Origin of the sequence: Isoptericola sp. NPDC060185, assembly GCF_042728595.1 — a bacterium.
GTDB lineage: Bacteria > Actinomycetota > Actinomycetes > Actinomycetales > Cellulomonadaceae > Isoptericola.
This window is the reverse complement of the sequence record NZ_JBHWYY010000066.1, coordinates 1-22,073: the sequence shown is the minus strand read 5'-3', so window position 1 is coordinate 22,073 and position 22,073 is coordinate 1. Positions and strand designations below refer to the sequence as shown.

Annotated in this window: 19 protein-coding genes; 1 reads left to right on the top strand and 18 read right to left on the bottom strand. The window is 72.8% G+C overall.

All coding sequences use genetic code 11. The features are described 5' to 3' along the window. Positions 1 to 90 precede the first annotated feature (90 nt). From ACFWDO_RS16935 to ACFWDO_RS16870, 14 genes are all read right to left on the bottom strand, one after another. The gene (locus ACFWDO_RS16935) at positions 91 to 918 is read right to left on the bottom strand and encodes a bifunctional allantoicase/(S)-ureidoglycine aminohydrolase (RefSeq protein WP_380323974.1); all 828 of its coding nucleotides are present in this window, start codon (positions 916 to 918) and stop codon (positions 91 to 93) included. Positions 919 to 1,104: 186 nt separating this feature from the next. After that, entirely contained in the window at positions 1,105 to 1,686 is a 582-nt protein-coding gene (locus ACFWDO_RS16930; RefSeq protein ID WP_380323977.1) for a GNAT family N-acetyltransferase, read from the bottom strand. Continuing rightward, a complete protein-coding gene (gatB, locus tag ACFWDO_RS16925; protein ID WP_380323980.1) occupies positions 1,686 to 3,191 on the bottom strand; it encodes an Asp-tRNA(Asn)/Glu-tRNA(Gln) amidotransferase subunit GatB in 1,506 nt (501 codons plus the stop codon). Before gatB ends, ACFWDO_RS16930 begins: the two co-directional genes overlap by 1 nt. Before the next feature lie 25 nt (positions 3,192 to 3,216). Continuing rightward, the gene (gene gatA / locus ACFWDO_RS16920; protein ID WP_380323983.1) at positions 3,217 to 4,722 is read right to left on the bottom strand and encodes an Asp-tRNA(Asn)/Glu-tRNA(Gln) amidotransferase subunit GatA; all 1,506 of its coding nucleotides are present in this window, start codon (positions 4,720 to 4,722) and stop codon (positions 3,217 to 3,219) included. Position 4,723: 1 nt separating this feature from the next. Next, positions 4,724 to 5,020 (bottom strand): Asp-tRNA(Asn)/Glu-tRNA(Gln) amidotransferase subunit GatC, encoded by a 297-nt coding sequence (gene gatC / locus ACFWDO_RS16915; RefSeq protein ID WP_380323985.1) that lies wholly within the window; start codon positions 5,018 to 5,020, stop codon positions 4,724 to 4,726. A 171-nt stretch (positions 5,021 to 5,191) separates the two neighbouring features. Next, positions 5,192 to 6,778 carry a malate synthase A gene (aceB, locus tag ACFWDO_RS16910; RefSeq protein ID WP_380323988.1) on the bottom strand — a complete coding sequence of 529 codons (1,587 nt, stop codon included), beginning with the start codon at positions 6,776 to 6,778 and terminating at the stop codon, positions 5,192 to 5,194. A 117-nt stretch (positions 6,779 to 6,895) separates the two neighbouring features. Then, on the bottom strand, positions 6,896 to 7,372 hold the full coding sequence (gene bcp, locus ACFWDO_RS16905) for a thioredoxin-dependent thiol peroxidase (RefSeq protein WP_380323991.1): 477 nt from the start codon (positions 7,370 to 7,372) through the stop codon (positions 6,896 to 6,898). A gap of 63 nt (positions 7,373 to 7,435) precedes the next feature. Beyond that, entirely contained in the window at positions 7,436 to 8,776 is a 1,341-nt protein-coding gene (gene allB, locus ACFWDO_RS16900) for an allantoinase AllB (protein ID WP_380323994.1), read from the bottom strand. After that, positions 8,773 to 9,960: a glycerate kinase gene (locus tag ACFWDO_RS16895; RefSeq protein ID WP_380323997.1), complete on the bottom strand. Its 1,188-nt coding sequence runs from the start codon at positions 9,958 to 9,960 to the stop codon at positions 8,773 to 8,775. Before ACFWDO_RS16895 ends, allB begins: the two co-directional genes overlap by 4 nt. 87 nt (positions 9,961 to 10,047) lie before the next feature. Beyond that, positions 10,048 to 11,835, bottom strand: a complete 1,788-nt coding sequence (gene gcl / locus ACFWDO_RS16890) for a glyoxylate carboligase (RefSeq protein ID WP_380323999.1) — start codon at positions 11,833 to 11,835, stop codon at positions 10,048 to 10,050. Positions 11,836 to 11,874: 39 nt separating this feature from the next. After that, positions 11,875 to 12,801, bottom strand: a complete 927-nt coding sequence (locus tag ACFWDO_RS16885; protein WP_380347067.1) for a 2-hydroxy-3-oxopropionate reductase — start codon at positions 12,799 to 12,801, stop codon at positions 11,875 to 11,877. Continuing rightward, on the bottom strand, positions 12,798 to 13,601 hold the full coding sequence (locus ACFWDO_RS16880) for a hydroxypyruvate isomerase family protein (RefSeq protein WP_380324005.1): 804 nt from the start codon (positions 13,599 to 13,601) through the stop codon (positions 12,798 to 12,800). The genes ACFWDO_RS16885 and ACFWDO_RS16880 overlap by 4 nt, the downstream gene beginning before the upstream one ends. A 201-nt stretch (positions 13,602 to 13,802) precedes the next feature. Further along, on the bottom strand, positions 13,803 to 15,059 hold the full coding sequence (locus tag ACFWDO_RS16875; protein WP_380325628.1) for a DUF6986 family protein: 1,257 nt from the start codon (positions 15,057 to 15,059) through the stop codon (positions 13,803 to 13,805). Continuing rightward, positions 15,056 to 16,531 carry an NAD-dependent malic enzyme gene (locus ACFWDO_RS16870; RefSeq protein WP_380325631.1) on the bottom strand — a complete coding sequence of 492 codons (1,476 nt, stop codon included), beginning with the start codon at positions 16,529 to 16,531 and terminating at the stop codon, positions 15,056 to 15,058. Before ACFWDO_RS16870 ends, ACFWDO_RS16875 begins: the two co-directional genes overlap by 4 nt. Positions 16,532 to 16,655: 124 nt before the next feature. Here ACFWDO_RS16870 and ACFWDO_RS16865 point away from each other — a divergent pair, with 124 nt between their 5' ends. Then, positions 16,656 to 17,405, top strand: a complete 750-nt coding sequence (locus ACFWDO_RS16865) for an IclR family transcriptional regulator (protein ID WP_380325634.1) — start codon at positions 16,656 to 16,658, stop codon at positions 17,403 to 17,405. A 23-nt stretch (positions 17,406 to 17,428) separates the two neighbouring features. On the opposite strand, the gene ACFWDO_RS16860 is transcribed toward ACFWDO_RS16865, so the two are convergent. The 4 genes from ACFWDO_RS16860 to uraD form a co-directional block, all read right to left on the bottom strand. Next, positions 17,429 to 19,105 (bottom strand): nucleobase:cation symporter-2 family protein, encoded by a 1,677-nt coding sequence (locus ACFWDO_RS16860; RefSeq protein ID WP_380325637.1) that lies wholly within the window; start codon positions 19,103 to 19,105, stop codon positions 17,429 to 17,431. 55 nt (positions 19,106 to 19,160) lie between these two features. After that, positions 19,161 to 20,111 (bottom strand): factor-independent urate hydroxylase, encoded by a 951-nt coding sequence (gene pucL / locus ACFWDO_RS16855; protein ID WP_380325640.1) that lies wholly within the window; start codon positions 20,109 to 20,111, stop codon positions 19,161 to 19,163. A gap of 129 nt (positions 20,112 to 20,240) precedes the next feature. Then, the gene (uraH, locus tag ACFWDO_RS16850) at positions 20,241 to 20,579 is read right to left on the bottom strand and encodes a hydroxyisourate hydrolase (RefSeq protein ID WP_380325643.1); all 339 of its coding nucleotides are present in this window, start codon (positions 20,577 to 20,579) and stop codon (positions 20,241 to 20,243) included. Next, entirely contained in the window at positions 20,576 to 21,079 is a 504-nt protein-coding gene (gene uraD / locus ACFWDO_RS16845) for a 2-oxo-4-hydroxy-4-carboxy-5-ureidoimidazoline decarboxylase (RefSeq protein WP_380325646.1), read from the bottom strand. The genes uraH and uraD overlap by 4 nt, the downstream gene beginning before the upstream one ends. Positions 21,080 to 22,073 lie beyond the last annotated feature (994 nt).

Here is a 22,073-nt window from a genome sequence, read left to right as displayed (position 1 = left end):
GGGGGGTTTTCTCCCGGGCCCCCGCACGCCTGTGGTCGCGTCGTCCGGTCGCCGGGGTGCTGCGGCAGGGTGTCGCCGCGGTGGCCGCGGTCAGCGGCGGTCCAGCTTCACCTGCCGGTTCACGTCCTTGTAGAGCAGGTAGCGGAAGGGCTTGGGGCCGCCGGCGTAGCAGGCCTGCGGGCAGAAGGCGCGCAGCCACATGAAGTCGCCCTCCTGCACCTCCACCCAGTCGCCGTTGAGGCGGTAGACCGCCTTGCCCTCGAGCACGTACAGGCCGTGCTCCATGATGTGCGTCTCCGCGAAGGGGATGGAGCCGCCGGGCTGGAACGTCACGATGTTGACGTGCATGTCGTGCGCGAGGTCGTCGGGGTCGACGAAGCGCGTCGTGGCCCAGGCGCCGTCGGTGTCGGGCATGGGGCGCGGCTCGACGTCCTGCTCGCGCGTGACGAAGGTCTTGGCCTCATGGCCGTCGATGCGCTCGTAGACCTTGCGGACCCACTGGAACGCGGCCTTGGCGTCCGAGCGGTTGTGCAGCGCCCAGGCGTCGCCGGCCGCGAGGTAGGCGTAGCCGCCCGGCTCGAGGACGTGCTCGGCGCCGCCGACGGTCAGCACCAGCGTGCCCTCGGTGACGAAGACGACCGACTGCACGGTCTCCTCGATCTCGCCGCGGTCGGTGCCGCCGCCCGGGGAGACCTCGACGACGTACTGCGCGAACGTCGTCGCGAAGCCCTCGACGGGGCGCGCGAGCACCCACAGGCGGGTCTTGTCCCAGCCGGGCAGGTTCGAGGTGACGATGTCGCGGAGCACGCCGCGCGGGATGACGGTGTACGCCTCGGTGACGATCGCTCGGTCCGTGAGCAGCTCCTCCTGCCCGGGCAGCCCGCCCTGCGGGGTGTAGTAGCGGGTGGTCTGGGTCATGGGTCTCGCTCCTCGCTCGCCGTCGATGCGACTCGTGTCCTTGCCTCGCAGTTCTTCCATGTAACGGAAAACTGTTTCTGCTATATGAATTTATGGGGTGCCGGCGGCGGTGTCAAGAATGGTCGGGAACGACGACGCCGGCCCCCGCGAAGTCGCGGGTGCCGGCGTCGTACGGCGGGCGGGCGCTCAGCCCTCGCCGGCCCCCGCGCGGAACTCGTCCTCGAGGATGCCCATGACGATGGCGTCGGCCCAGCCCTGCCCGTCGCGGAAGGCGTCGCGCAGGCGCCCCTCCTCGCGGAAGCCGAGCGAGTCGTACAGCGCGCGGGCCCGCGGGTTGATGCTCGTCACCGCGAGGCTGACCCGGTGCAGGCCGGGGCCCGCCGGGTCGAACGCGAACCGCAGCACCTCGCCGATGGCCTCGCGCCCGTACCCGCGGCCGCGGTAGTCCGGCATCATCCGCAGGCGCAGGTTGGCCGACATCAGCCGCAGGTCCACCTGGTCGAGGGAGATCTCGCCCAGGAGGTCGTCGCTGACGAGCTCCCCGTCCCGCACGGCCGCCGACGTGACCGCCCAGTCGTACCGGCCGGCCAGGTCCGCCGCGGTCGCCGCCCACGAGCCCACCTCGGCGCGGGACGAGGCACCGCTGGTGCCCATCCCCGAGAGCCGGCCGTTGTCGGGGTCGCGCAGCGACGCCCACAACCGGTCGGCGTCCCGCGCCTCGAGCGCGCGCAGGCGCACGAGCTCCCCGTGCAGGACGGGCGAGCGCATCAGCCGATCCTCTCCAGCACCAGCTCGCGCACGCGCTTGGCGTCCGCCTGACCCTTGGTGGCCTTCATGACGGAGCCGATGATGGCGCCCACGGGCCCCTGGTTGCCGGAGCGGACCTTCTCCACGATGTCCGGCTGCGCCGCGAGCGCCGCGTCGATCGCCTCGAGGAGCGGGCCGTCGTCGGAGACGACCTCCAGCCCGCGGGCCACCACGACCTCCTCCGGGCCGCCCTCGCCGGCGAGCACGCCGTCGAGCACCTGCCGGGCGATCTTGTCGTTGATGCGGCCGGAGTCGACGAGCTGCTGGAGCTCGCCGATCTGCGCGGGCGTGATCGCGAGGTCCGCGAGCTCGACCTCCTCCTGCTTGGCGCGGCGGGCCAGCTCGCCCATCCACCACTTGCGCGCGGCGGCCGGGCTCGCGCCCGCGGCCACCGTGGCCTCGACGAGGTCCAGGGCGCCCGCGTTGACGACGTCGCGCATCTCGGCGTCCGCGAAACCCCACTCGTCGTGCAGGCGGCGACGGCGGGCCTGCGGCAGCTCCGGCAGGGTGGCGCGGATCTCCTCGACCCACTCGCGCGACGGGGCCACCGGCACGAGGTCGGGCTCCGGGAAGTACCGGTAGTCCTCGGCGTCGGACTTCACGCGGCCGGGCGACGTCGAGCCGTCCTCCTCGTGGAAGTGGCGCGTCTCCTGGATCACGGTCTGCCCGGCGTCCAGGAGCGCGGCCTGCCGCGAGACCTCGTAGCGCACGGCCCGCTCCACGGACCGGAAGGAGTTGACGTTCTTCGTCTCCGTGCGCGTGCCCAGCGGCGACTCAGGCGTGGGGCGCAGCGAGAGGTTGACGTCGGCGCGGACGTTGCCGCGCTCCATGCGGGCCTCGGAGACGCCGAGCACCCGGAAGATGTCGCGCAGCGCCTGCACGTAGGCGCGGGCCACCTCGGGCGCCCGCTCCCCCGCGCCGGTGATCGGCTTGGTGACGATCTCCACCAGCGGGACGCCGGCGCGGTTGTAGTCGACCAGCGAGTACTCGGCGCCATGGATGCGGCCCGCGGAGCCGCCGACGTGCGTGTTCTTGCCGGCGTCCTCCTCCATGTGCGCGCGCTCGATCTCGACGCGGTGCACGGTGCCGTCCTCGAGCTCGACGTCGAGCCAGCCCTCGTAGGCGATCGGCTCGTCGTACTGCGAGGTCTGGAAGTTCTTCGGCACGTCCGGGTAGAAGTAGTTCTTCCGGGCGAAGCGGCAGGTCTCCGCGATCTGGCAGTTGAGCGCCAGGCCGATGCGGATCGCGTACTCGACGGCGGTGCCGTTGACGACGGGCAGCGCGCCCGGCAGGCCGAGCGAGACCGGCGTGGTCTGCGTGTTCGGCTCGGCGCCGAAGGACTGCTCCGCCGCGCAGAACATCTTGGTGCGGGTGCCGAGCTCGACGTGCACCTCGATGCCGAGCACCGGGTCGTACCGGCGCACGGCGTCGTCGTAGGCGACGAGAGCAGGGGTCGTGGTGGTCACAGTGGTGGTCTCCTGTTCTCCGCCGTCAGCCCAGCTCGGGCGCGCGCGACAGCAGCGGGGCGCCCCAGGTGGACTCGAGGGCCGACTCGAGCGCGGCGCCGACACGGTAGAGGCGGTCGTCCGCCTTCGCCGGCGCGAGGATCTGGAACCCGACGGGCAGGCCGTCGTCGGACAGGCCGTTGGGCACCGAGATGCCCGGCACGCCGGCGAGGTTGGCCGGGATGGTCGCGACGTCGTTGAGGTACATCGCCAGCGGGTCGTCCAGCTTCTCCCCCAGCTTGAACGCCGTGGTGGGCGCCGTGGGCGAGACCAGCACGTCGGCCTGCGAGAACGCCGAGTCGAAGTCGCGCTGGATGAGCGTACGGACCTTCTGCGCGCTGCCGTAGTAGGCGTCGTAGTAGCCGGCCGACAGGGCGTAGGTGCCCAGGATGACGCGGCGCTTGACCTCGTCGCCGAAGCCGGCGCCGCGGGTGGCGGCCATGACGCGCTCCGCGGTGACCGGGCCGTCGGTGGGCTCGACGCGCAGCCCGAAGCGCATGCCGTCGAACTTCGCGAGGTTGCTCGACGCCTCCGCGGGCATGATCAGGTAGTACGCGGCGAGCGCGTAGTCGAAGCTCGGGCAGGAGACCTCGACGACCTCGGCACCGGCCTTGGTGAGCAGCTCGAGCGACTCGTGGAACCGGGCCAGCACGCCCGGCTGGTAGCCCTCGCCCTGCAGCTGCGTCACGACACCCACGCGCAGGCCGGACAGGTCGCCCAGCGCGCCGGCGCGGGCGGCCTCGACCAGCGGCGGCAGCGCCTCGGGGATGGACGTGGAGTCGCGGGGGTCGTGCCCGCCGACGAGCTCGTGCAGGAGCGCGGAGTCCAGGACCGTGCGGGTGACGGGGCCGGCCTGGTCCAGCGACGACGCCATCGCGATGAGGCCGTAGCGGGACACGCTGCCGTAGGTGGGCTTGACGCCGACGGTGCCCGTGACGGCGCCCGGCTGGCGGATCGAGCCGCCGGTGTCGGTGCCGATCGCGAGCGGCGCCTCGAAGGCGGCCACGGCGGCCGCCGAGCCGCCGCCCGAGCCGCCGGGGATGCGGTCGAGGGCCCACGGGTTGTGGGTGTCGCCGAACGCGGAGTGCTCCGTGGAGGAGCCCATCGCGAACTCGTCCATGTTCGTCTTGCCGAGGATCGGCAGGCCCGCGGCCCGGATCTTCTCGACGAGCGTCGCGTCGTAGGGCGGGATCCAGCCCTCGAGGATCTTGGAGCCGGCGGTCGAGGGCATGCCCTTCGTGACCACGATGTCCTTGAGCGCGATCGGCACGCCGGCCAGCGGGTGCAGCTCCTCGCCGGCGGCGCGGCGGGCGTCGACGTCGGCGGCCGTGGCCAGCGCGTCCTCGTCGCTCACGTGCAGGAACGCGTGCACGTCGCCGTCGACGGCCGCGATGCGGTCCAGGTGCGCGCGCGTGGCCTCGACGCTCGAGGCCTCCTTGCGGGCCAGGACGTCGGCGAGCTCCGCCGCGCTGAGGCGGGTCAGGTCCGTCATCTCACTCCTCCCCGAGGATCTGCGGCACGGCGAAGCGCCCGTCCTGGGCGTCCGGCGCGGCGGCCAGCACGTCCGCGACGGGCAGCGCGGGCTGCGGCACGTCCTCGCGGAACACGTTGGTCATGGGCAGCGGGTGGCTCGTCGCGGGCACGTCGGGGGTGGCGACCTCGTTCACGCGGGCGATCGAGTCGACGATGACGTCGAGCTCGCCGGCGAGCCGGTCGACCTCGTCGTCGCGCAGGTCGATCCGGGCCAGGGCGGCGACGCGCGCGACCTCGTCTCGGGAGATGGTGGACATGGCCGCCAGTCTAGTGGGCGCCACGTGTCGGGGAGGTTGTCTCCGTGTGACGCCAGGGACGACGCCGGAGAGCACGAAACGGCCGGGACCACGTCACACAGAACATGGTCCCGGCCGTCACGCACCGGCGGTGCTCGGCGCCCCCGTCGCAGCCGAGCGGTGCCGGGTTCCTCAGTCCATCCGCTCGTAGGCGGCCGTCGTGAGGAAGTCGATGTACTCGTCGGCGACGGCGACCTCCATGAAGGTGGTCCGCGCCTCGTCGTAGTCGGCGGCGTCGCCCGGGAGCTTCGCCACCTCCTCCTCGACGACGCGGTCGACGAGCTCGCGGGTCACCTTCTCGCCCGAGTCGGCGAGGACGACGCCGTTGTGCAGCCACTGCCACACCTGCGACCGGGAGATCTCCGCGGTCGCGGCGTCCTCCATGAGGCCGAAGATGGCGACGGCGCCGAGGCCGCCCAGCCAGGCCTGGAGGTACTGGATGCCCACGGAGACGTTGTTGCGCAGGCCGACCTCGGTGACCGTGCCGGGCGTCTTGTCCACGGACAGCAGGTCCGCAGCGGTCACGCGCACGTCGTCGCGGGTGCGGTCGATCTGGTTCGGCCGCTCCCCCAGCACCTCGGTGAAGACCTCCTTGCAGGTGGCGACCATGCCCGGGTGCGCCACCCAGGAGCCGTCGAAGCCGTCGCCGGCCTCGCGGGCCTTGTCCGCGCGGACCTTCGCGTACGCCTGCTCGTTGGCCTCGGCGTCCTTGCTCGGGATGAAGGCGGCCATGCCGCCGATCGCGTGCGCGCCGCGCTTGTGGCACGTCGAGACCAGGAGCTCGGTGTAGGCCCGCATGAACGGCACCGTCATCGTGATCTGGTTGCGGTCGGGCAGCAGGAACTCCGCGCCGCGGGTGCGGAAGTTCTTCACCACGGAGAAGAGGTAGTCCCAGCGGCCGGCGTTGAGGCCGGCGGAGTGCTCGCGCAGCTCGTAGAGGATCTCCTCCATCTCGAACGCGGCCGGGATGGTCTCGATGAGCACCGTGGCGCGGATGGTGCCGCGCGGGATGCCGAGGGTGTCCTGGGCGAGGACGAACGCCTCGTTCCACAGGCGCGCCTCGAGGTGCGACTCCATCTTCGGCAGGTAGAAGTACGGCCCGAGGCCCTTCTCGATCTGCCGCAGGCCGGCCGTGGCGACGTAGAGCGCGAAGTCCACGAGCCCGCCCGACGTCTGCTCGCCGTCGACGAGGACGTGCTTCTCGTTCATGTGCCAGCCGCGGGGGCGCACGATGATCGTCGCGAGCTCCTCGTCGGGCTTGAGGGCGTAGGTCTTGCCGGCCTCGTTGGTGAAGTCGATCCGGCGCCCGATCGCGTCGAGCAGGTTGAGCTGGCCGCCCACCACGCTGCGCCACTGCGGCGTGTTGGCGTCCTCCTGGTCCGCGAGCCACGTCTTCGCGCCCGAGTTGAGCGCGTTGATCGTCATCTTGCGGTCGGTGGGGCCGGTGATCTCGACGCGGCGGTCGACCAGGCCGGGGGCCGGGGGCGCGACCTTCCAGGAGTCGTCGGCGCGGACGTGCGCCGTCTCGGGCAGGAAGTCGAGCGTGCCGCCGTCGGCGAGCGCCTCGCGGCGACGGGCCCGCGCGTCCAGCAGCTCGAGGCGGCGGGCGCCGAGCTGCCGGTGCAGGGTGACGATGAGGTCGAGCGCGGCCGGGGTGAGCACCTCGGTGTCGCGCTCACCGATCTCGGCGGTGATGGTCAGGCCGTCGGGGAGCTCCACGACAGTCCCTCCTTGTTCTCGTTCTACGGGGGTGTGCTGCAGCCGTGCGCTTGCACAGCGGAATTCGTATTACGCCTAGCGGAAACCTGCCAGCCGACCCTACCGGGTCGTGGGTGCTCAGGCACCCACCAGCTGCTGGCGGAGAGCGGCCACGTGGCCCGTCGCCTCGACGTCGTACTCCGCGCTGCGGAGCGTGCCGTCCGGGTCGACGACGAACGTGCAGCGGTGCACGCCGTCAAACGTCCGGTCGCCGATCGTCTTCGGGCCCCACGTGCCGTAGGCGTCGGCCACCGCGTGGTCCGCGTCGCTCAGCAGGGGGAAGGTCAGGTGCTCGGCCTCCACGAAGGCGCGGATGTCCTCGACCGGGTCCGCGGAGACCCCGACGACGGCGTACCCGGCCCCGGCGAGCGACGCGAGGTTGTCGCGGAAGTCGCACGCCTCGGTGGTACACCCCGGGGTGCCCGCCTTCGGGTAGAAGTACACGACGACGCCCTTGTCCGCCCCGGCGCGCACGTCCGCGAGGGACACGGCGGCGCCGGCGGAGTCGGTGAGGGTGAAGTCGGGGGCGGTGTCGCCCGGCTGGAGTCGCGTCATGTCAGTCGTCCTTCGTGGTCGTTCTCGTCGTCGTGCTCGTCGTCGGTCTCGTCAGGGCTCGGCTCAGGCCTCGCCGCGGCGCAGCAGGGTGCCGGTGGGCTCGTCACCCACGGCGCGCCCGCGCAGCAGCGTGCGGCGCACCACGCCCGTGAGGTCGCGACCGGCGTACGGCGTGACCGGGTTCTTGTGGTGCAGGCGCGTCGGGTCGACGACGAACGTCGCGTCGGGCGCGAAGACCGCGAGGTCCGCGTCCTTGCCGACGGCGATGCCGCCCTTGCGCTCCAGGCCGACCAGCGCGGCCGGGCCGGCGGACATCCAGCCCACGACCTCCGCCAGCGGGACGCCGCGGCGGCGCGCCTCGGTCCACACGACGGCCAGCCCGAGCTGGAGCGAGGCCACGCCGCCCCACGCCTCCGCGAAGTCGCCGGAGGCCGGCTGCTTGAGCTCGGCGGTGGCCGGCGAGTGGTCGGTCACGACGACGTCGATGAGGCCGTCGCGCAGCCCCTGCCAGAGGCGGTCCTGGTTGTCCTGCTCGCGGATCGGCGGGCAGCACTTGTACGCCGTCGCGCCGTCGGGCACGTGGTCGGCGTCCAGCGACAGGTAGTGCGGGCACGTCTCGACCGTGAGGCGCACGCCGTCGGCCCGCGCCGCGGCGATCATCGGCAGGGAGTCGGCGTCCGACAGGTGCAGGACGTGCGCGCGGGCGCCGGTGGCGCGCGCCGCGTCGATGAGCGCCGCGATCGCCGTCGACTCGGCCTTCGCGGGGCGCGAGGCGAGGAAGGTCTTGTAGTCGCGGCCCGGCTCCTGCGGGGCGTCCTCGAGCGTGCCCGGGTCCTCGGCGTGCACGATCATCATGCCGCCGAACGTGGTCAGCTCGGCCAGGTCGGCGCGCAGCTCGTCGGTCTCGAGGTGCCCGAACTCCGGTACCCCCGAGTCCGCGAGGAAGCACTTGAAGCCGAAGACGCCCGCGTCGTGCAGGGGGCGCAGGTCGGCCGTGTTGCCCGGCACCGCGCCGCCCCAGAAGCCCACGTCGACGAAGGCCTGGTCCACCGCGCGCTGCCTCTTGACCTCGAGGTTCGCGACCGAGGTCGTGGGCGGCAACGAGTTGAGCGGCATGTCGACGATGGTCGTGACGCCGCCGGCGGCCGCGGCGCGCGTCGCGGTGGCGAAGCCCTCCCACTCGGTGCGGCCGGGCTCGTTGACGTGCACGTGCGAGTCGACGAGGCCGGGCAGCAGCACCTCGTCCTCGGCGAGGTCCAGCACCTCGGCACCGGCGAGCCCGGTGCCGAGCGGGACGACCGCCGCGATCCGGCCGGCCGTCACGCCGACCTCGACGGCGCGCTCGCCGTCGGGGGTCAGCGCGCGGGCGGCGCGGACGACGAGGTCGTGGGGTGCGGTGGTCATGCGTTCTCCATCGTGATCGTCGCGGGGTCCGCTGCGGCGGGCACCGGGAGGTGGCCGGCGAGCCGCGCGGCGAGGGTCTCGAGCAGCGGGCCCGCCTCGGCGATGCAGCGGGCGACGTCCGGCTCGACGTCGGTGAGGGCGTGCACCGCGCGGAGGCCGGCGGCGGCGGCGCTCTCGGGGCTCAGGGTGGTACGGCCGCACACGGCGACCGTCGGCACGCCGGCCGCGGCCGCCGCGGCCGCGACGCCCACCGGCGTCTTGCCGTGCAGGGACTGGCGGTCGAGGCTGCCCTCGCCGGTGACGACGAGATCCACGCCGGCGAGGCGCTCGGTGAAGCCCGTGAGGGCGAGCACCTCCTCGACGCCGGGGCGCCGCTCGGCGCCGAGCAGTAGGCACGCGAAGCCCACTCCCCCGGCCGCGCCCGCGCCGGGCGCCGCCGCGTACCCGCGAGCGCCGGTGACGCCCACGGTCGCGAGGACGTCCACCCAGGTGACCAGGCCCAGCTCCAGCTCGGCGATCGTGCCGGCGTCGGCGCCCTTCTGCGGCCCGTAGACGGCGGCCGCGCCGTGCTCGCCGAGCAGCGGGTTGTCCACGTCGCTCGCGAGCACGATCTCGGTGTCCGCGAGCGCGGGGTGCAGCCCCGCGAGGTCCACGTCGGTCAGCTCGTGCAGGTGGCCGCCGCCGTCGGCGACGTCCCCGGCCCCCGACGCGAGCCGCGCGCCGAGCGCGGCGAGCATGCCCGCTCCGCCATCCGTGCTGGCCGAGCCGCCGACGCCGACGACGATCTCGCGCGCCCCCGCGTCGAGGGCGTGCGCGATCACCTCGCCGAGTCCGCGGGAGGTGGCGGCGAGCGCCGTGGCCGCCGTCGGGCGCACCATCGCGAGCCCGGTGACCGCGGCCATCTCGACGACGGCGGTGCCGCCGCGGCGGGCGTACCGGGTGGCCACCGGTTCCCCGAGGGGGCCGGTCGCCACCAGGTCCACCGCCGTGTACCCGGCGGCGAGGGCCGCCTCGAGGGTGCCCTCGCCGCCGTCGGCCACGGGGAGCTGGTCGACGACGACGCCGGGCACCGCGCGGCGCAGGCCGGCCGCCAGGTGGGCGGCGACCTCCCGCGCGGTCAGGGAGCCCTTGAACTTGTCCGGGGCGAGCAGCACGCGCGCCGTCGTCGGTCCCGTCGTCGTCACGGTCGCTCCACCTCCCCGTCCGTCGCTGCCCGTCCTCGTCATCGTCTCTCCCGTCGCCGTCGTCGGGTACCGCTCAGCCGCTCGCGCTCAGTCGAGCAGCGCGATGGCCGTGGGCGAGTCCTCGGCCGAGATGGCCAGGTCCTCGAACTCGTTCACCCCGTCGAGCTCGGCGCCCATCGCGATGTTGGTGACGCGCTCGAGGATGACCTCGACCACCACGGGGACGCGGAACTCCGCGGTCATGGCCTGCGCCTTGGCGAACGCCGCCGCCAGGTCCTCCGGGTCCTTGACCCGGATCGCCTTGCAGCCCAGCGCCTCGGCGACCTTGACGTGGTCCACGCCGTAGCCCTCGGGCTCCCCGCCGCCGCCCGACATGTTGATGTTGTCGAACGCGAGGGACACGTGGAAGTCCATGTCGAACGCGCGCTGCGACTGGCGGATCAGGCCGAGGTAGGCGTTGTTCACCACCACGTGCACGTAGGGCAGGTGGTGCTGCGCGCCCACCGCGAGCTCCTCCAGCATGAACTGGAAGTCGTAGTCGCCCGACAGCGCCACGACGTTGCCCTCGGGCAGCGCGCGGGACACGCCCAGCGCGGCCGGGCCGGTCCAGCCCAGCGGGCCCGCCTGGCCGGCGTTGATCCAGTGCCGCGGGTGGTACGTGTGCAGCAGCTGCGCGCCGGCGATCTGCGACAGGCCGATCGTGGTGACGTAGACCGTGTCGCGGCCGAACGCCTTGTTCATCTCCTCGTACACGCGCTGCGGCTTGATCGGCACCTCGGTGAAGTGCGTCTTGCGCTGCAGCTGCCCCTTGCGCTCCTGCGCGGACGCGGCCCACGCCGACCAGTCCGGCACCTGGCCGGCGGCCTTGCGCTCGGCGGCGACCTCGAGCGCGGTGCGCAGGAACGCGCCCGCGTCGGACACCACGCCGTAGTCGGGCGCGAACACGCGGCCGATCTGCGTGGGCTCGATGTCGACGTGCACGAAGGTGCGGCCCTCGGTGTACGTCTTCAGGCCGCCGGTGTGGCGGTTGGCCCACCGGTTGCCGACGCCGATGACGAAGTCCGACTCCAGGAACGTCGCGTTGCCGTAGCGGTGCGACGTCTGGATGCCGACCATGCCCGCGGTCAGCGGGTGGTCGTCGGGGATCGCGCCCCAGCCCATGAGGGTCGGCACCACCGGGACGCCGAGGGTCTCGGCGAGCTCGACGAGCTCGGCCTCCGCGCCGGCGTTGATGATGCCGCCGCCGGCCACGATCAGGGGACGCTCCGCGGCGAGCAGCATGTTCAGGGCCTTGGCGACCTGCTCGCGCGTGGCCTCGGGACGCTCGGGCGCCAGCGGCTCGTAGGTCTCCGGGTCGAACTCGATCTCCGTCATCTGCACGTCGATCGGCAGGTCGATGAGCACCGGGCCGGGGCGGCCGGAGCGCATCAGCTGGAACGCGCGCTGGAAGACGCCCGGCACCTGCGACGCCTCGAGGACCGTCTTGGCCAGCTTGGTGACCGGCGCGGCGATCGACGCGATGTCGACGGCCTGGAAGTCCTCCTTGTCGAGCTTGGCCACCGGGGCCTGGCCCGTGATGCACAGCATCGGGATCGAGTCGGCCCACGCGGCGTACAGGCCGGTGATCATGTCGGTGCCCGCGGGCCCCGACGTGCCGATGCAGATGCCGATGTTGCCGCGCTCGGCGCGCGAGTAGCCGTCGGCCATGTGCGACGCGCCCTCGACGTGCCGGGCGAGCACGTGGTGGATGCCGCCGTGCTGGCGCATGGCGTCGTAGAACGGGTTGATGGCGGCGCCGGGGAGGCCGAAGGCCTCGGTGGCACCCTCCTTCGCCAGGATGGCGACCGCGGCGTCGACCGCGCGCATGCGGGGCATGGTGCTCTCCTTCGAGTCTTCTGGGTCGTTTCGGGGCGGTCAGTCGCGACCGGACAGGCGCGCGATCGCGTTGAACAGGCCGGAGTGGTCCAGCGACCCGTCGCCCTCGGCGCGGGCCGCGGCCATGAGCTGCGCGACGACGGCGCCGACGGGGGCGACGACGCCCTGCTCGCGCGCGGCGGACGTGAAGATGCCCAGGTCCTTGTGGTGCAGGTCGATGCGGAACCCGGGGGCGAACTCGCGGCCCAGCATCTTCTCGGCCTTCTGGTTGAGCACCGCCGACCCGGCGAGCCCGCCGCCGAGGACCTTCACGGCCGCCTCGGTGTCGACGCCGAACGCCTCGAGGAAGATCACGGCCTCGGCCAGCAGCGCGATGTTGCCGGCGACGATGAGCTGGTTGGCGGCCTTGACCGTCTGGCCGGAGCCCGAGGGGCCCACGTGCACGACGGTCTTGCCGACCGCGTCGAACACCTCGGACGCCGCGGCGAAGTCCTCCGCCGAGCCGCCCACCATGATCGACAGCGCGGCGTTCTTGGCGCCCGCCTCGCCGCCGGAGACCGGCGCGTCGAGGTAGCGGAAGCCGGCGGCCGTCGCCTGCTCGGCGAGCGCGACCGTCACGTCCGGGCGGATCGACGAGAAGTCGATGATCAGGGTGCCCGGCTGGGCGTGGGCGAGGACGCCGTCGTCCCCGGTGAGGACGCCCTCGACGTCCGGCGAGTCCGGCACCATGATCGCGACGACGTCGGCCGCCTTGACGGCCTCGGCCACCGACGAGGCGGCGGTCCCGCCGGCCTCGACGAGGGGCTGCGCCTTGGCGGCGGTGCGGTTGTAGCCGATGACGGCGTGCCCGGCGTCCTGCAGGTGGACGGCCATCGGGCTGCCCATGATGCCGAGGCCGATGAAGGCGATGGTGCTCATTGGTCGGGTCCTTCCGGGGAGGTCGAGGGGGTCGCGGTGGGCGCTCAGCGCGCGGAGCGCTCGGCGCGGGGCAGCCAGGCGAACGGGTCGGCGTCGGCCGTCTTGTACTCGAGGCCGACGGGGCCGGCGTAGCCGGCGGCGCGCAGGTCGCCGATCCAGCGCTGGATCGGCAGGTCCCCGCTGCCCGGGGCGCCGCGGCCGGGGGCGTCGGCGACCTGGACGTGGGCGATGCGGTCGCCGTAGGTCTTGAGGTCCAGGTCGACGTCCGAGCCGTTGACCGACAGGTGGTAGACGTCGAAGAGCAGGCCCAGGTTGGTGGCCCCGTGCTCGTCGCGGACGCGGTCCAGGACGGCGACGGCGTCGGCCGACGTCTTCAGCGGGTACGCGGGGGTGCCGGAGACCGGCTCCACCAGCACGGTGCCGCCGATGCGCTCGACCGCCTTCGCGGCCAGCGCGAGGTTCTCGGCGCCGAGCTCGTCCTGGGCCGCCGGGTCCACGCCGTCGACCCGGTTGCCGTAGAGCGCGTTGAACGCGCGGCAGCCGGTGCGCTCGCCGATGCGGGCGACGACGTCGAGGTTGGCGCGCAGGTCCGCCGACCGCTCCGGCCAGGAGATCAGGCCGCGGTCGCCGCCGGGCATGTTGCCGGCGTCGAAGTTGAGGCCCGTCAGCTGCACGCCGGCGTCGGCCAGCGCGCCGACGAGGGCGTCGATCTCGTCCGCCGCGGGCGTCGGGGTGGCGAAGGGCCACCATAGCTCGACGCCGTCGAACCCGGCCGCCTTGGCGGCCGCCGGACGCTCCAGGAGCGGCAGGTCCGTGAGGAGGATCGAGCAGTTCACGGTGTAGGGGATCTGGTCCGTCATCGCTGACTCGCTTTCGCCAGATGGAAGTTTGGTTCCTTGTAGTGAAAACGCTACGCCGGGTCGGGCGGATAGGTCAACCCCGCAGGGGGCCCGTCCCGGCCTCCGGTCGTGATCCGGCGCACACGCCGACGGCCCGGCAGGACGTCGTCCTGCCGGGCCGTCGTGGCCGTGCGCTGCGGGAGCGCGAGATCAGCCGCCGAGGGGGCGTGTGACCATCGCCGTGAGCTCCGCCGGCTGCAGGCCGGTGCGCGTGACGATCTCGTCGGCGCCGAGGGCTCCGCAGTCGAGGCCGCGCTTGAGGTACCACGCGAGCGCCTTGGCGGTGGCGGGCTCGTCGAGCACCGCGCCCTCCACCTCGTTCACGTAGTTCGACAGCCGCTCGGCCGCGGGCTCGAAGCCCTCGCGGTAGAACGCGTACGTCGCGGCGAACCGGCTCGGCAGCTGGGCCGGGTGCAGGTCCCAGCCCTGGTAGAACCCGCGCTCCAGCGAGCGGCGCACGAGGCGCCCGTGGTTCGCCCACGCGGCGCGCACCTGCGCGTCGTCGCCGACCGGCAGCACGTTCGTCGACCCGTCGGACAGGCGCACGCCCGTCCCCGCGGCCGCGAGCTGCATGACCTCCTTGGCGAGGTCCGCCGCCGGGTGCTCCATCGACTGGTACGCCGCGGAGATCCCGAGCGACGCCGAGTAGTCGTAGGTGCCGTAGTGCAGGCCGCTGACGCGCCCGCCGCCCGCGTGGATCATCCGCGCGACCGTGGCCGTGCCCGCCGCGTCGAGGATCGACTGCGGCGTCTCCACCTGCACCTCGAACCGCAGCCGGCCCGCGGGGAGCCCGTTCGCCTCCTCGAGGCGCTCGCACACCGCGACCATCGCCTCGACCTGCGCGACGGCGGTCACCTTCGGCAGGGTCAGGACGAGCCCCTCGGGCAGGTCGCCCGACGACGCCAGCGTGCTGACGAAGACGTCCAGCGTGCGCAGCCCGCGCGCCCGCGTCGGCCGCTCGAAGCACTTGAAGCGGATGCCCACGAACGGCGTCGCGCCGCCCGCGTCCAGCTCGACGCGCAGGGCCGCGGCGGCCGCCGCGGCGACCTCGTCCTCGGCCGAGTCGGGGTGCGTCCCGTACCCGTCCTCGAGATCGATACGCAGGTCCTCGATCGGCTCGGTCGCGAGCTTGCGCTCCACCTGGGCGGCGACCGCGTCGCGGAGGTCGGCGCGCACGCCGACGGCGTCCAGGAGCGCGTCGGTCCCCTGCGCCTGGACGGCGGCCCAGGCCTGCGCGCCCCACTCCGCGGCGAGCCCCGCGGTGTAGCGGTGCGCCGGGACGTAGACGGTGTGCACCGGCTGGCGCGTGCCGTCGTCGCCCGGGTAGGCGCGCTCGAGGTGGGCGTCGTGCTCGGCGAGGCGGCGCTCGACGTCGCCGAGGGCGGCCTGGTCGAGGGAGACCTTCATCGCGCCACCGCCGTCTCCGGGTGCAGCGCCCGGCCCAGGTGCTGCGCCAGGTGCTCGGCGTCATCGGCGCGCTGGTCCGCCGGCGGGACCTCCTTGAGGCCCTCGGCCCGGACGGCGTCGGCGACCGCCTCGGCCACACGGCTGTCGAAGACGCCGGGGATGATGAACGCGGAGTTGAGCTCGTCCTCGCTCACCACCGAGGAGATCGCGACGGCCGCGACGCGCAGCATCTCGTCGGTGATCTGGGTGGCGCCCGCGTCGAGCAGGCCGCGGAACAGACCCGGGAACGCCAGCACGTTGTTGATCTGGTTCGGGTAGTCGCTGCGGCCCGTGGCGACGACGGCGGCCGTCTCGCCGGCGGCGATCGGGTCGACCTCGGGGGTCGGGTTCGCGAGGGCGAACACGATCGCGTCGTCGTTCATCCGCGCGACGTCGGCGCCCGTGAGGATGTTGCCGGCCGACACGCCGACGAACACGTCGGCGCCCGCGAGACCCTCCTTGAGCGTGCCGGTGAAGCCGGACGGGTTCGTGTTCTCCACGATCCACGCGCGGTTCTCGTCGCCGTGCGCCGACTCGGCGGTGAGCGCGCCGTGGCGGTCGAAGCCGATGATGTCGCGGGCGCCCTGGGCGAGCAGCAGGCGGATGATGGCGGAGCCGGCGGCGCCGACGCCGGAGACGGCGATGCGCACGTCCTCGATCTTCTTGCCCACGACCTTGAGGGCGTTGATCAGCGCCGCCAGCACCACGATGGCGGTGCCGTGCTGGTCGTCGTGGAACACGGGGATGTCCAGCTCCTCGCGCAGGCGCTTCTCGATCTCGAAGCAGCGCGGGGCGGAGATGTCCTCGAGGTTCACGCCGCCGAAGCCGGGCGCGATCGCCTTGACGGTCCGGATGATCTCCTCGGTGTCCGTCGTGTCGAGGGCGATGGGCCATGCGTCGACGTCGGCGAACTGCTTGAACAGTGCGGCCTTGCCCTCCATCACCGGCATGGCGGCCGCCGGCCCGATGTCGCCGAGGCCCAGGACGGCGGTGCCGTCGGTCACCACCGCGACGGTGTTGCGCTTGATGGTCAGGCGGCGCGCGTCCTCCGGGCGGTCGGCGATCGCGAGGCAGACGCGGGCGACGCCCGGCGTGTACGCGCGGGACAGGTCGCGCCGGGTCTTGAGCGGCACCTTCGGCGTCACGGAGATCTTCCCGCCGAGGTGCATGAGGAACGTCGAGTCCGACATCTTCAGCACGCGCACGCCGTCGAGGGCGTCGAGGGCCTCGACGATCCGCTCGCCGTGCTCGGCGTCCACGGTGTCGCAGGTGACGTCGGCGACGATCGTGTCGGTGTGCGACTGCGCGATGTCGACGCCCATCACCGAGCCGCCGGCCGTGGCGATCTCGTGGACGATCTCGCTCGTCGCGCGCTGGGACGCCGGCGCCTCGACGCGGAGGGTGATCGTGTAGCTGGGGCTGGGCATCGCCATGGCCAGGGTTTCCTTTCAGGGAGCTGATGACTCAGGGAGCTGATGACATGAAGTTTCGAGATGTGGAAGGATGGTTTCTAGAACCGGGAACGGTTCACACCACGTTGCGGAGGGGGACCTGACCATGGCGAACGGCACCGGAGTCCAGTCGGTGGACCGGGCGATCGACCTGCTCGAGATCATGACCGACCTGGGCGGCGACGCCGCGCTGAGCGAGCTGGCGGCCGCGGCCGGCCTCCCGCTCCCGACGATCCACCGGCTGATGCGGACCCTCGTCGGCCGCGGTTACGCCCGCCAGCTCCCGTCCCGCCGGTACACCCTCGGTCCGCGGCTGATCCGCCTCGGCGAGAGCGCCGGCCGCCAGCTCGGCGCCAGCGCCCGCCCCCACCTGGAGCGCCTGGCCCGCGAGCTCGGCGAGAGCGCCAACCTCGCGATGATCGACCGCGACATGGTGGTCTACGTGGCGCAGGCCTCGTCGTCGTACTCGATGCGGATGTTCACCGAGGTGGGCCGCCGCGTCTACACGCACTGCACCGGCGTCGGCAAGATGGTGCTCGCAGAGCTGCCTGACCAGACCATCCGCGACATCATGGGCCGCGTCGGGATGCCGCCGGCCACCGACCTGTCGATCACGGACCCGGACGACCTCCTCAAGGAGATCGGCACCATCCGCGAGCAGGGGTACGCCGTCGACGACGGCGAGCAGGAGATCGGCGTGCGGTGCTTCGCCGTCCCGGTCAAGGGAGCCCCCACGCCCACCGCCCTCTCGGTGTCCGGACCGGCGGCCCGCGTCACCTACGAGTTCGGCGAGGCCGCCCTCCCCCTGCTGCACGAGGTGGCCGAGACCATCTCCAAGGAGCTGCTCGCGGCCTGACGGCGCCCGGGGCCGCATCCGGCTCACCCCTCCCCCGGGTCGCCGGCGCCCGCGTGCACCAGCGGGCGCGCGTCGGCGTCGGGGCGGCGCTCCGCGACCGCGGCGCGGGCCCCCTCGCGGATCTGCAGGACGTCGGGCACCCCGTCGGCGTCGAGGTCGATCGCCGACACGCAGCCCGAGCGACGCCCGTGGCCGTGGCGCATCCGCGCCTGCACGTCCGCGTTGAGGCGGGCGCGGCGCGCAGCCCGGTGCTCGGCGTCGAGCCGCACAAAGTACTCCGCCCGGCGCTGCTCCTGCTCCTCGGTCACGACGAGCCGCGCGGAGGAGCCTGCCGTGAACACCGACGGGTCCTTGCTGCGTCGCCCCCACCGGATCTCGTTGAAGACGAGGTTCAGCAGCACCGACACCACCGCGGCGGCCGCGATGCCGGAGTGGAAGATCATGCCCACCCAGGTCGGGAACTGGTCGTAGAAGTCGGGAACGGCGATCGGGATGATGCCGAAGCCGAGCGCCACCGCCACGAGCGTGAGGTTGAGGTTGCCCTCGTACTCGACGCGCGACAGCGTGCGGATGCCGGACACGGCCACGGACCCGAACAGCACGATGCCGGCCCCACCGAGCACGGGGGCCGGGATGGCCGCGACCACGCGGCCGAGCACCGGGAACAGCCCCAGGACGCCCAGGACCGCGCCGCCCGCCGCGACGGCGAACCGCGAGCGGATGCCGGTGATCGCCACCAGGCCCACGTTCTGCGCGAACGCCGAAGCCGGGAACGAGTTCAGCAGCGGCGCCACCAGGGTGGCCGCCATGTCGGCCCGCAGCCCGTCGCCGACCCGCTTCGAGTCGACCTTGGTGTCCAGCACCTCGCCGATGGCGATGAGGTCGGCGGTGGTCTCCGTCATGATCACGAGGATCACGATCGTCATCGAGAGGATGGCGCCGAGCTCGAACACGGGCATGCCGAACGCGAACGGTGTCGGGAGCTCGAACACGGCCCCCTGCCCGACCTCCGAGAAGTCCGCGAGCCCCAGCGGCACCGCCACGACCGTGCCGATGACCAGCCCGAAGAGGATGGACAGCCGAGAGATCGTGCCCTGCAGGAACCGGCTGAGCACGAGGACCACGACCAGCGTGCCCAGCGCGAGCGCGATGTTCGGGACGGAGCCCCAGTCGGCGGCCTCCGCGTCGCCGCCCATCATCCAGCCGGCGGCGGTGGGCAGCAGCGACACCCCGATGATCGTGATGATCGTGCCCGTCACGACCGGCGGGAAGAACCGCACGACCTGGGCGAAGAACGGGGTGATCGCCAGGCCGATGGCGGCCGCCACGATGATCGCGCCGAAGACGGCGGGCAGCCCGCCGTCCCCGCTCGCCACCGCGACCATCGTGGACACGGTGGCGAACGAGATCCCCTGGACGAGCGGGAGCTGCGACCCGAAGAAGCGGATGCCCAGCGTCTGGAGCGCCGTGGCCAGGCCGCTGACGAGCAGCGCCGCCGAGACCAGCACGCCGATCTGCGCGCCGTCGAGGCCGGCCGCCTGCCCGACGATGATCGGCGGCGCGATCACTCCTCCGTACATCGTCATGATGTGCTGCAGGCCGTAGAGGAAGGTCTTGCCGAGCGGGTACCGCTCGTCCTCGGGCCGGCCGCCTGCCGGCTTCTCGACCGACATCGCCTGGTCGACCGTCGTCGTGCTCATCTCGATGCTCCTTCGAACCGAACGCGCCGTGCTTCGCTGATCAGCGGGACCGTGATCAGCAGAACCCCGTGACGGTGGCCCACGCGCGCGGCTCCGAGTCGGCGCCCTCCCGCTTCACCTCCGCCTCGATCTTCCCGTAGGGGCGGTCGGCGACGTAGAAGACCTCGTTCGGGTTCTCCAGGCCGAAGGGCTCGAAGTCGACGACGAAGTGGTGCAGGTTCGGCATCGAGAACTTGATCTCGCCGATCTCCGGGTGCGCCTCGAGCACCTTCTTGCCCATCTGGAACAGCGTCTGCTGCAGGGCGAGGGAGTGGACGTCCGCGAACGTCTCCAGCAGGATGCGGCGCACGTCGTCGTAGACGGCGTTGAAGTCGATGTCGAGCGAGGTGTAGCGCCAGCGGGCGGTCACCGACGTCGCGAGGATGCGGTCGGTGGTCTCCTGCAGCGTCGTGTAGCGGTCCTTTGGGAAGCCGTGGAACTCCGACCCCGTGGACTTGAGGACCTTGAGGTCCTCGAGGCCCGAGACGACGAAGACCTCGTCACCGTCGCGCTGCACCACCGTGGTGCGCGTCTCCGTGCCGCCCTTGACGAACGCGTGGTCGTGCTCGCCGTCGGTGACGTGGTTCTGCAGCGAGGAGGGGATGTGCTCCCAGGTGTACTCCTTGGCCTCCCAGCGGCCGCCCTCGATCCAGTCGAAGCTCGAGGTGAAGTGCTCGCCCAGGCGGAGCGCGAACTCCTCCGGCGAGGCGATGCCGTCCTTGGCGAGCGCGAACACCGTGTTCTTCTGCGTGTCCGTGGGGACGACGCGGCCCTGGTCGCCGTCGATGTGCGCGGCGGAGAAGTCGCCGCGCAGCTGCGAGGTCACCGAGAGCTCGGTGATGCGGTGGCGCGCCTGGTCGCGGTCGACCTTCATGACGCGGACCTCGGCCTTGCCGTACTGGTTGTCACCCAGCACGATCGTGCCGGTCGCGGCCTGTGCGGCGGTGTCGGTGGCGGTGGCGGTCATGGTGCTGACTCCTTCATCTGTTGTTGCGTTGCCCGGGACCGCCCACGATGGCGGCCCGGAACGTCTGCGATGACGCTGGCGCAGGTCTCGGCGGCTGTGCCGGGACCGGTGATGGCGGGCCTGGGCCCGTCAGCTCCCGCGGTACGTGGAGTACGCGAACGGGCTCAGCAGGCACGGCACGTGATAGTGGTCGCGCCCGGCCTCGACGGTGAAGTCGATGGTGATCGACGGGTAGAAGGTCGCGACGCCCTGCGCCGCGAAGTAGTCGCCCGTCGCGAAGGTCACGCGGTAGGTGCCGGGCTCGAGCGACTCCGGCCCGAGGTCCTTCACCCGGCCGTCGGCGTCTGTCGTCGCGTCCGCCAGCCGCTGGGCCACGTCATCGCCGACGCTCCACAGGGAGACGGCGACGCCCGCGGCCGGCAGGCCCGAGACCGCGTCGAGCACGTGGGTGGTGATGTGCGAGGTCATGAGAGCTCTCCTTCCAGCCGCAGCACGGCGATCTCCCGTAGCTGCTGGCCGGCGATCCGTCGCTCGGTGGCGGCGTCGTTCCCGAGGCGCTCCTCGAGCGAGCCGAGGATCTCCTCGGCGCTCCGACCCGCGGCACGGATGAGGAACACGTGGCCGAAGCGCTCCTCGTACGCACGGTTCCCCGCACGCAGGCGCTCCTGAACCGAGCCGGTGAGGTCGCCGAGCCCGGCCTGCTCCCGCCGGGAGTGCGCGGCGTCGGCGTCGTCCCCCGACGCCCGCTCGCCGATCCGGGGGTGGCGCGCGAGGGCCGAGTCGATCTCCTCCTCGGTCCAGGGGTCCGCCACGGTGCGCGCCGCGGCGAGGGCCGCCGCGGTGTCGGCGTAGGGGCGGCCGGCGACGACCGCGTCGGCCCACCGGGCCACGGCCGCGCAGGAGAGCACGCGCGCGCGGGCAACCTCCGCGTCCGCCGCGTTGAATGCCTCGAGACCCACACTCGTCATCGAGCGATCCTCCTTGGAGCGATTCCACCCACCGAAAGTGGGTTTCCGTTCAGTGAAGTCTCACTCGCTGCGGCACGACGTGTCAAGTGAGTCGTCGCTCACTGCGCCAGCCCGCGGATCGGCCAGCACGAGCCCTCTGCGGCGCGCACCCGTACTCCATGGTCAGCCCCGCGCCGAGCGCCCGCGACCAGTCGTGTGAAGGCGCTGCGAAGGTCGATCGCTGGTTCCGCGGAGCGCCTGCACAGCGCGTGTCGGCGCGGCGATCACGCCGCCCAGATCTCCAGCCATCAGCCCCGGGTCGCCCACCTGGGTGCCGTCGGAGCGCCGTGCGCGCGTCTTCCGCGACGGCCGCTCGACAAGGCGGCGGGCTGGCCCGCGGCTTGCTCGGCAGATGTTCGCCTTCACGATGCCCTGCGGACTATCGGCGGCAAGAAGACCTCGAGCCCGCGACGTACCGACGGCGCCTCCCCGCCAACAGCTTCTCGACCGCCCAGACGGCGACGTCGATGCACGGGTGCGAGCCGGGGTCGTGGTGTGGCGGGTGAACCGCGTCGCCGCGCACGTCCCGTGGCGCCGTCTTCGGCGCGGCTCTGTCTCCGCCGCGCACCCCTCGCGCACCCCGCGACGCAGCCGGCCGCCTCGGGGCGGCGGCCGGTCCGTCCGTGGCGCCGGAGCCCTGCACGCCCTGCACGCAGCATCACCCCGGCCGTTCCGCGCAGCGTGGTTCGCCGCACGGTGTCAGCCGACTCTCGCCGGGGCCCGGCCTCGCATGCTCCGGCCGCCGGGCCGGAGGGCGGTGTGCGGGTCGTGGCGACCGAGCGGGTGGTTGTGCGCGTCGTGGTCGCGCGGGCCGTGCGTCACTGCCTGGTCGGCGGTGGGGCCTGGGTGATCTCGGGTGTGCGGGGTGGGTTGGTGGTGGTGTGGGGGTATGCGAAAGGCCCACCCCGGTGCGGGGGTGGGCCTTTCGTGAATGGGTGTCCGGCGGCGTCCTACT

Bases quoted from the DNA above. Each gene is read 5' to 3' on its own strand.
- ACFWDO_RS16860 (WP_380325637.1), bottom strand. From the start codon at position 19,105: ATGAGCACGACGACGGTCGACCAGGCGATGTCGGTCGAGAAGCCGGCA.
- ACFWDO_RS16865 (WP_380325634.1), top strand. From the start codon at position 16,656: ATGGCGAACGGCACCGGAGTCCAGTCGGTGGACCGGGCGATCGACCTG.
- ACFWDO_RS16875 (WP_380325628.1), bottom strand. From the start codon at position 15,059: ATGAAGGTCTCCCTCGACCAGGCCGCCCTCGGCGACGTCGAGCGCCGC.
- uraH (WP_380325643.1), bottom strand. From the start codon at position 20,579: ATGACCTCGCACATCACCACCCACGTGCTCGACGCGGTCTCGGGCCTG.
- ACFWDO_RS16870 (WP_380325631.1), bottom strand. From the start codon at position 16,531: ATGGCGATGCCCAGCCCCAGCTACACGATCACCCTCCGCGTCGAGGCG.
- pucL (WP_380325640.1), bottom strand. From the start codon at position 20,111: ATGACCGCCACCGCCACCGACACCGCCGCACAGGCCGCGACCGGCACG.
- allB (WP_380323994.1), bottom strand. From the start codon at position 8,776: ATGACCACCGCACCCCACGACCTCGTCGTCCGCGCCGCCCGCGCGCTG.
- bcp (WP_380323991.1), bottom strand. From the start codon at position 7,372: ATGACGCGACTCCAGCCGGGCGACACCGCCCCCGACTTCACCCTCACC.
- uraD (WP_380325646.1), bottom strand. From the start codon at position 21,079: ATGACGAGTGTGGGTCTCGAGGCATTCAACGCGGCGGACGCGGAGGTT.
- gatC (WP_380323985.1), bottom strand. From the start codon at position 5,020: ATGTCCACCATCTCCCGAGACGAGGTCGCGCGCGTCGCCGCCCTGGCC.
- ACFWDO_RS16930 (WP_380323977.1), bottom strand. From the start codon at position 1,686: ATGCGCTCGCCCGTCCTGCACGGGGAGCTCGTGCGCCTGCGCGCGCTC.
- gatA (WP_380323983.1), bottom strand. From the start codon at position 4,722: ATGACGGACCTGACCCGCCTCAGCGCGGCGGAGCTCGCCGACGTCCTG.
- ACFWDO_RS16935 (WP_380323974.1), bottom strand. From the start codon at position 918: ATGACCCAGACCACCCGCTACTACACCCCGCAGGGCGGGCTGCCCGGG.
- gcl (WP_380323999.1), bottom strand. From the start codon at position 11,835: ATGCCCCGCATGCGCGCGGTCGACGCCGCGGTCGCCATCCTGGCGAAG.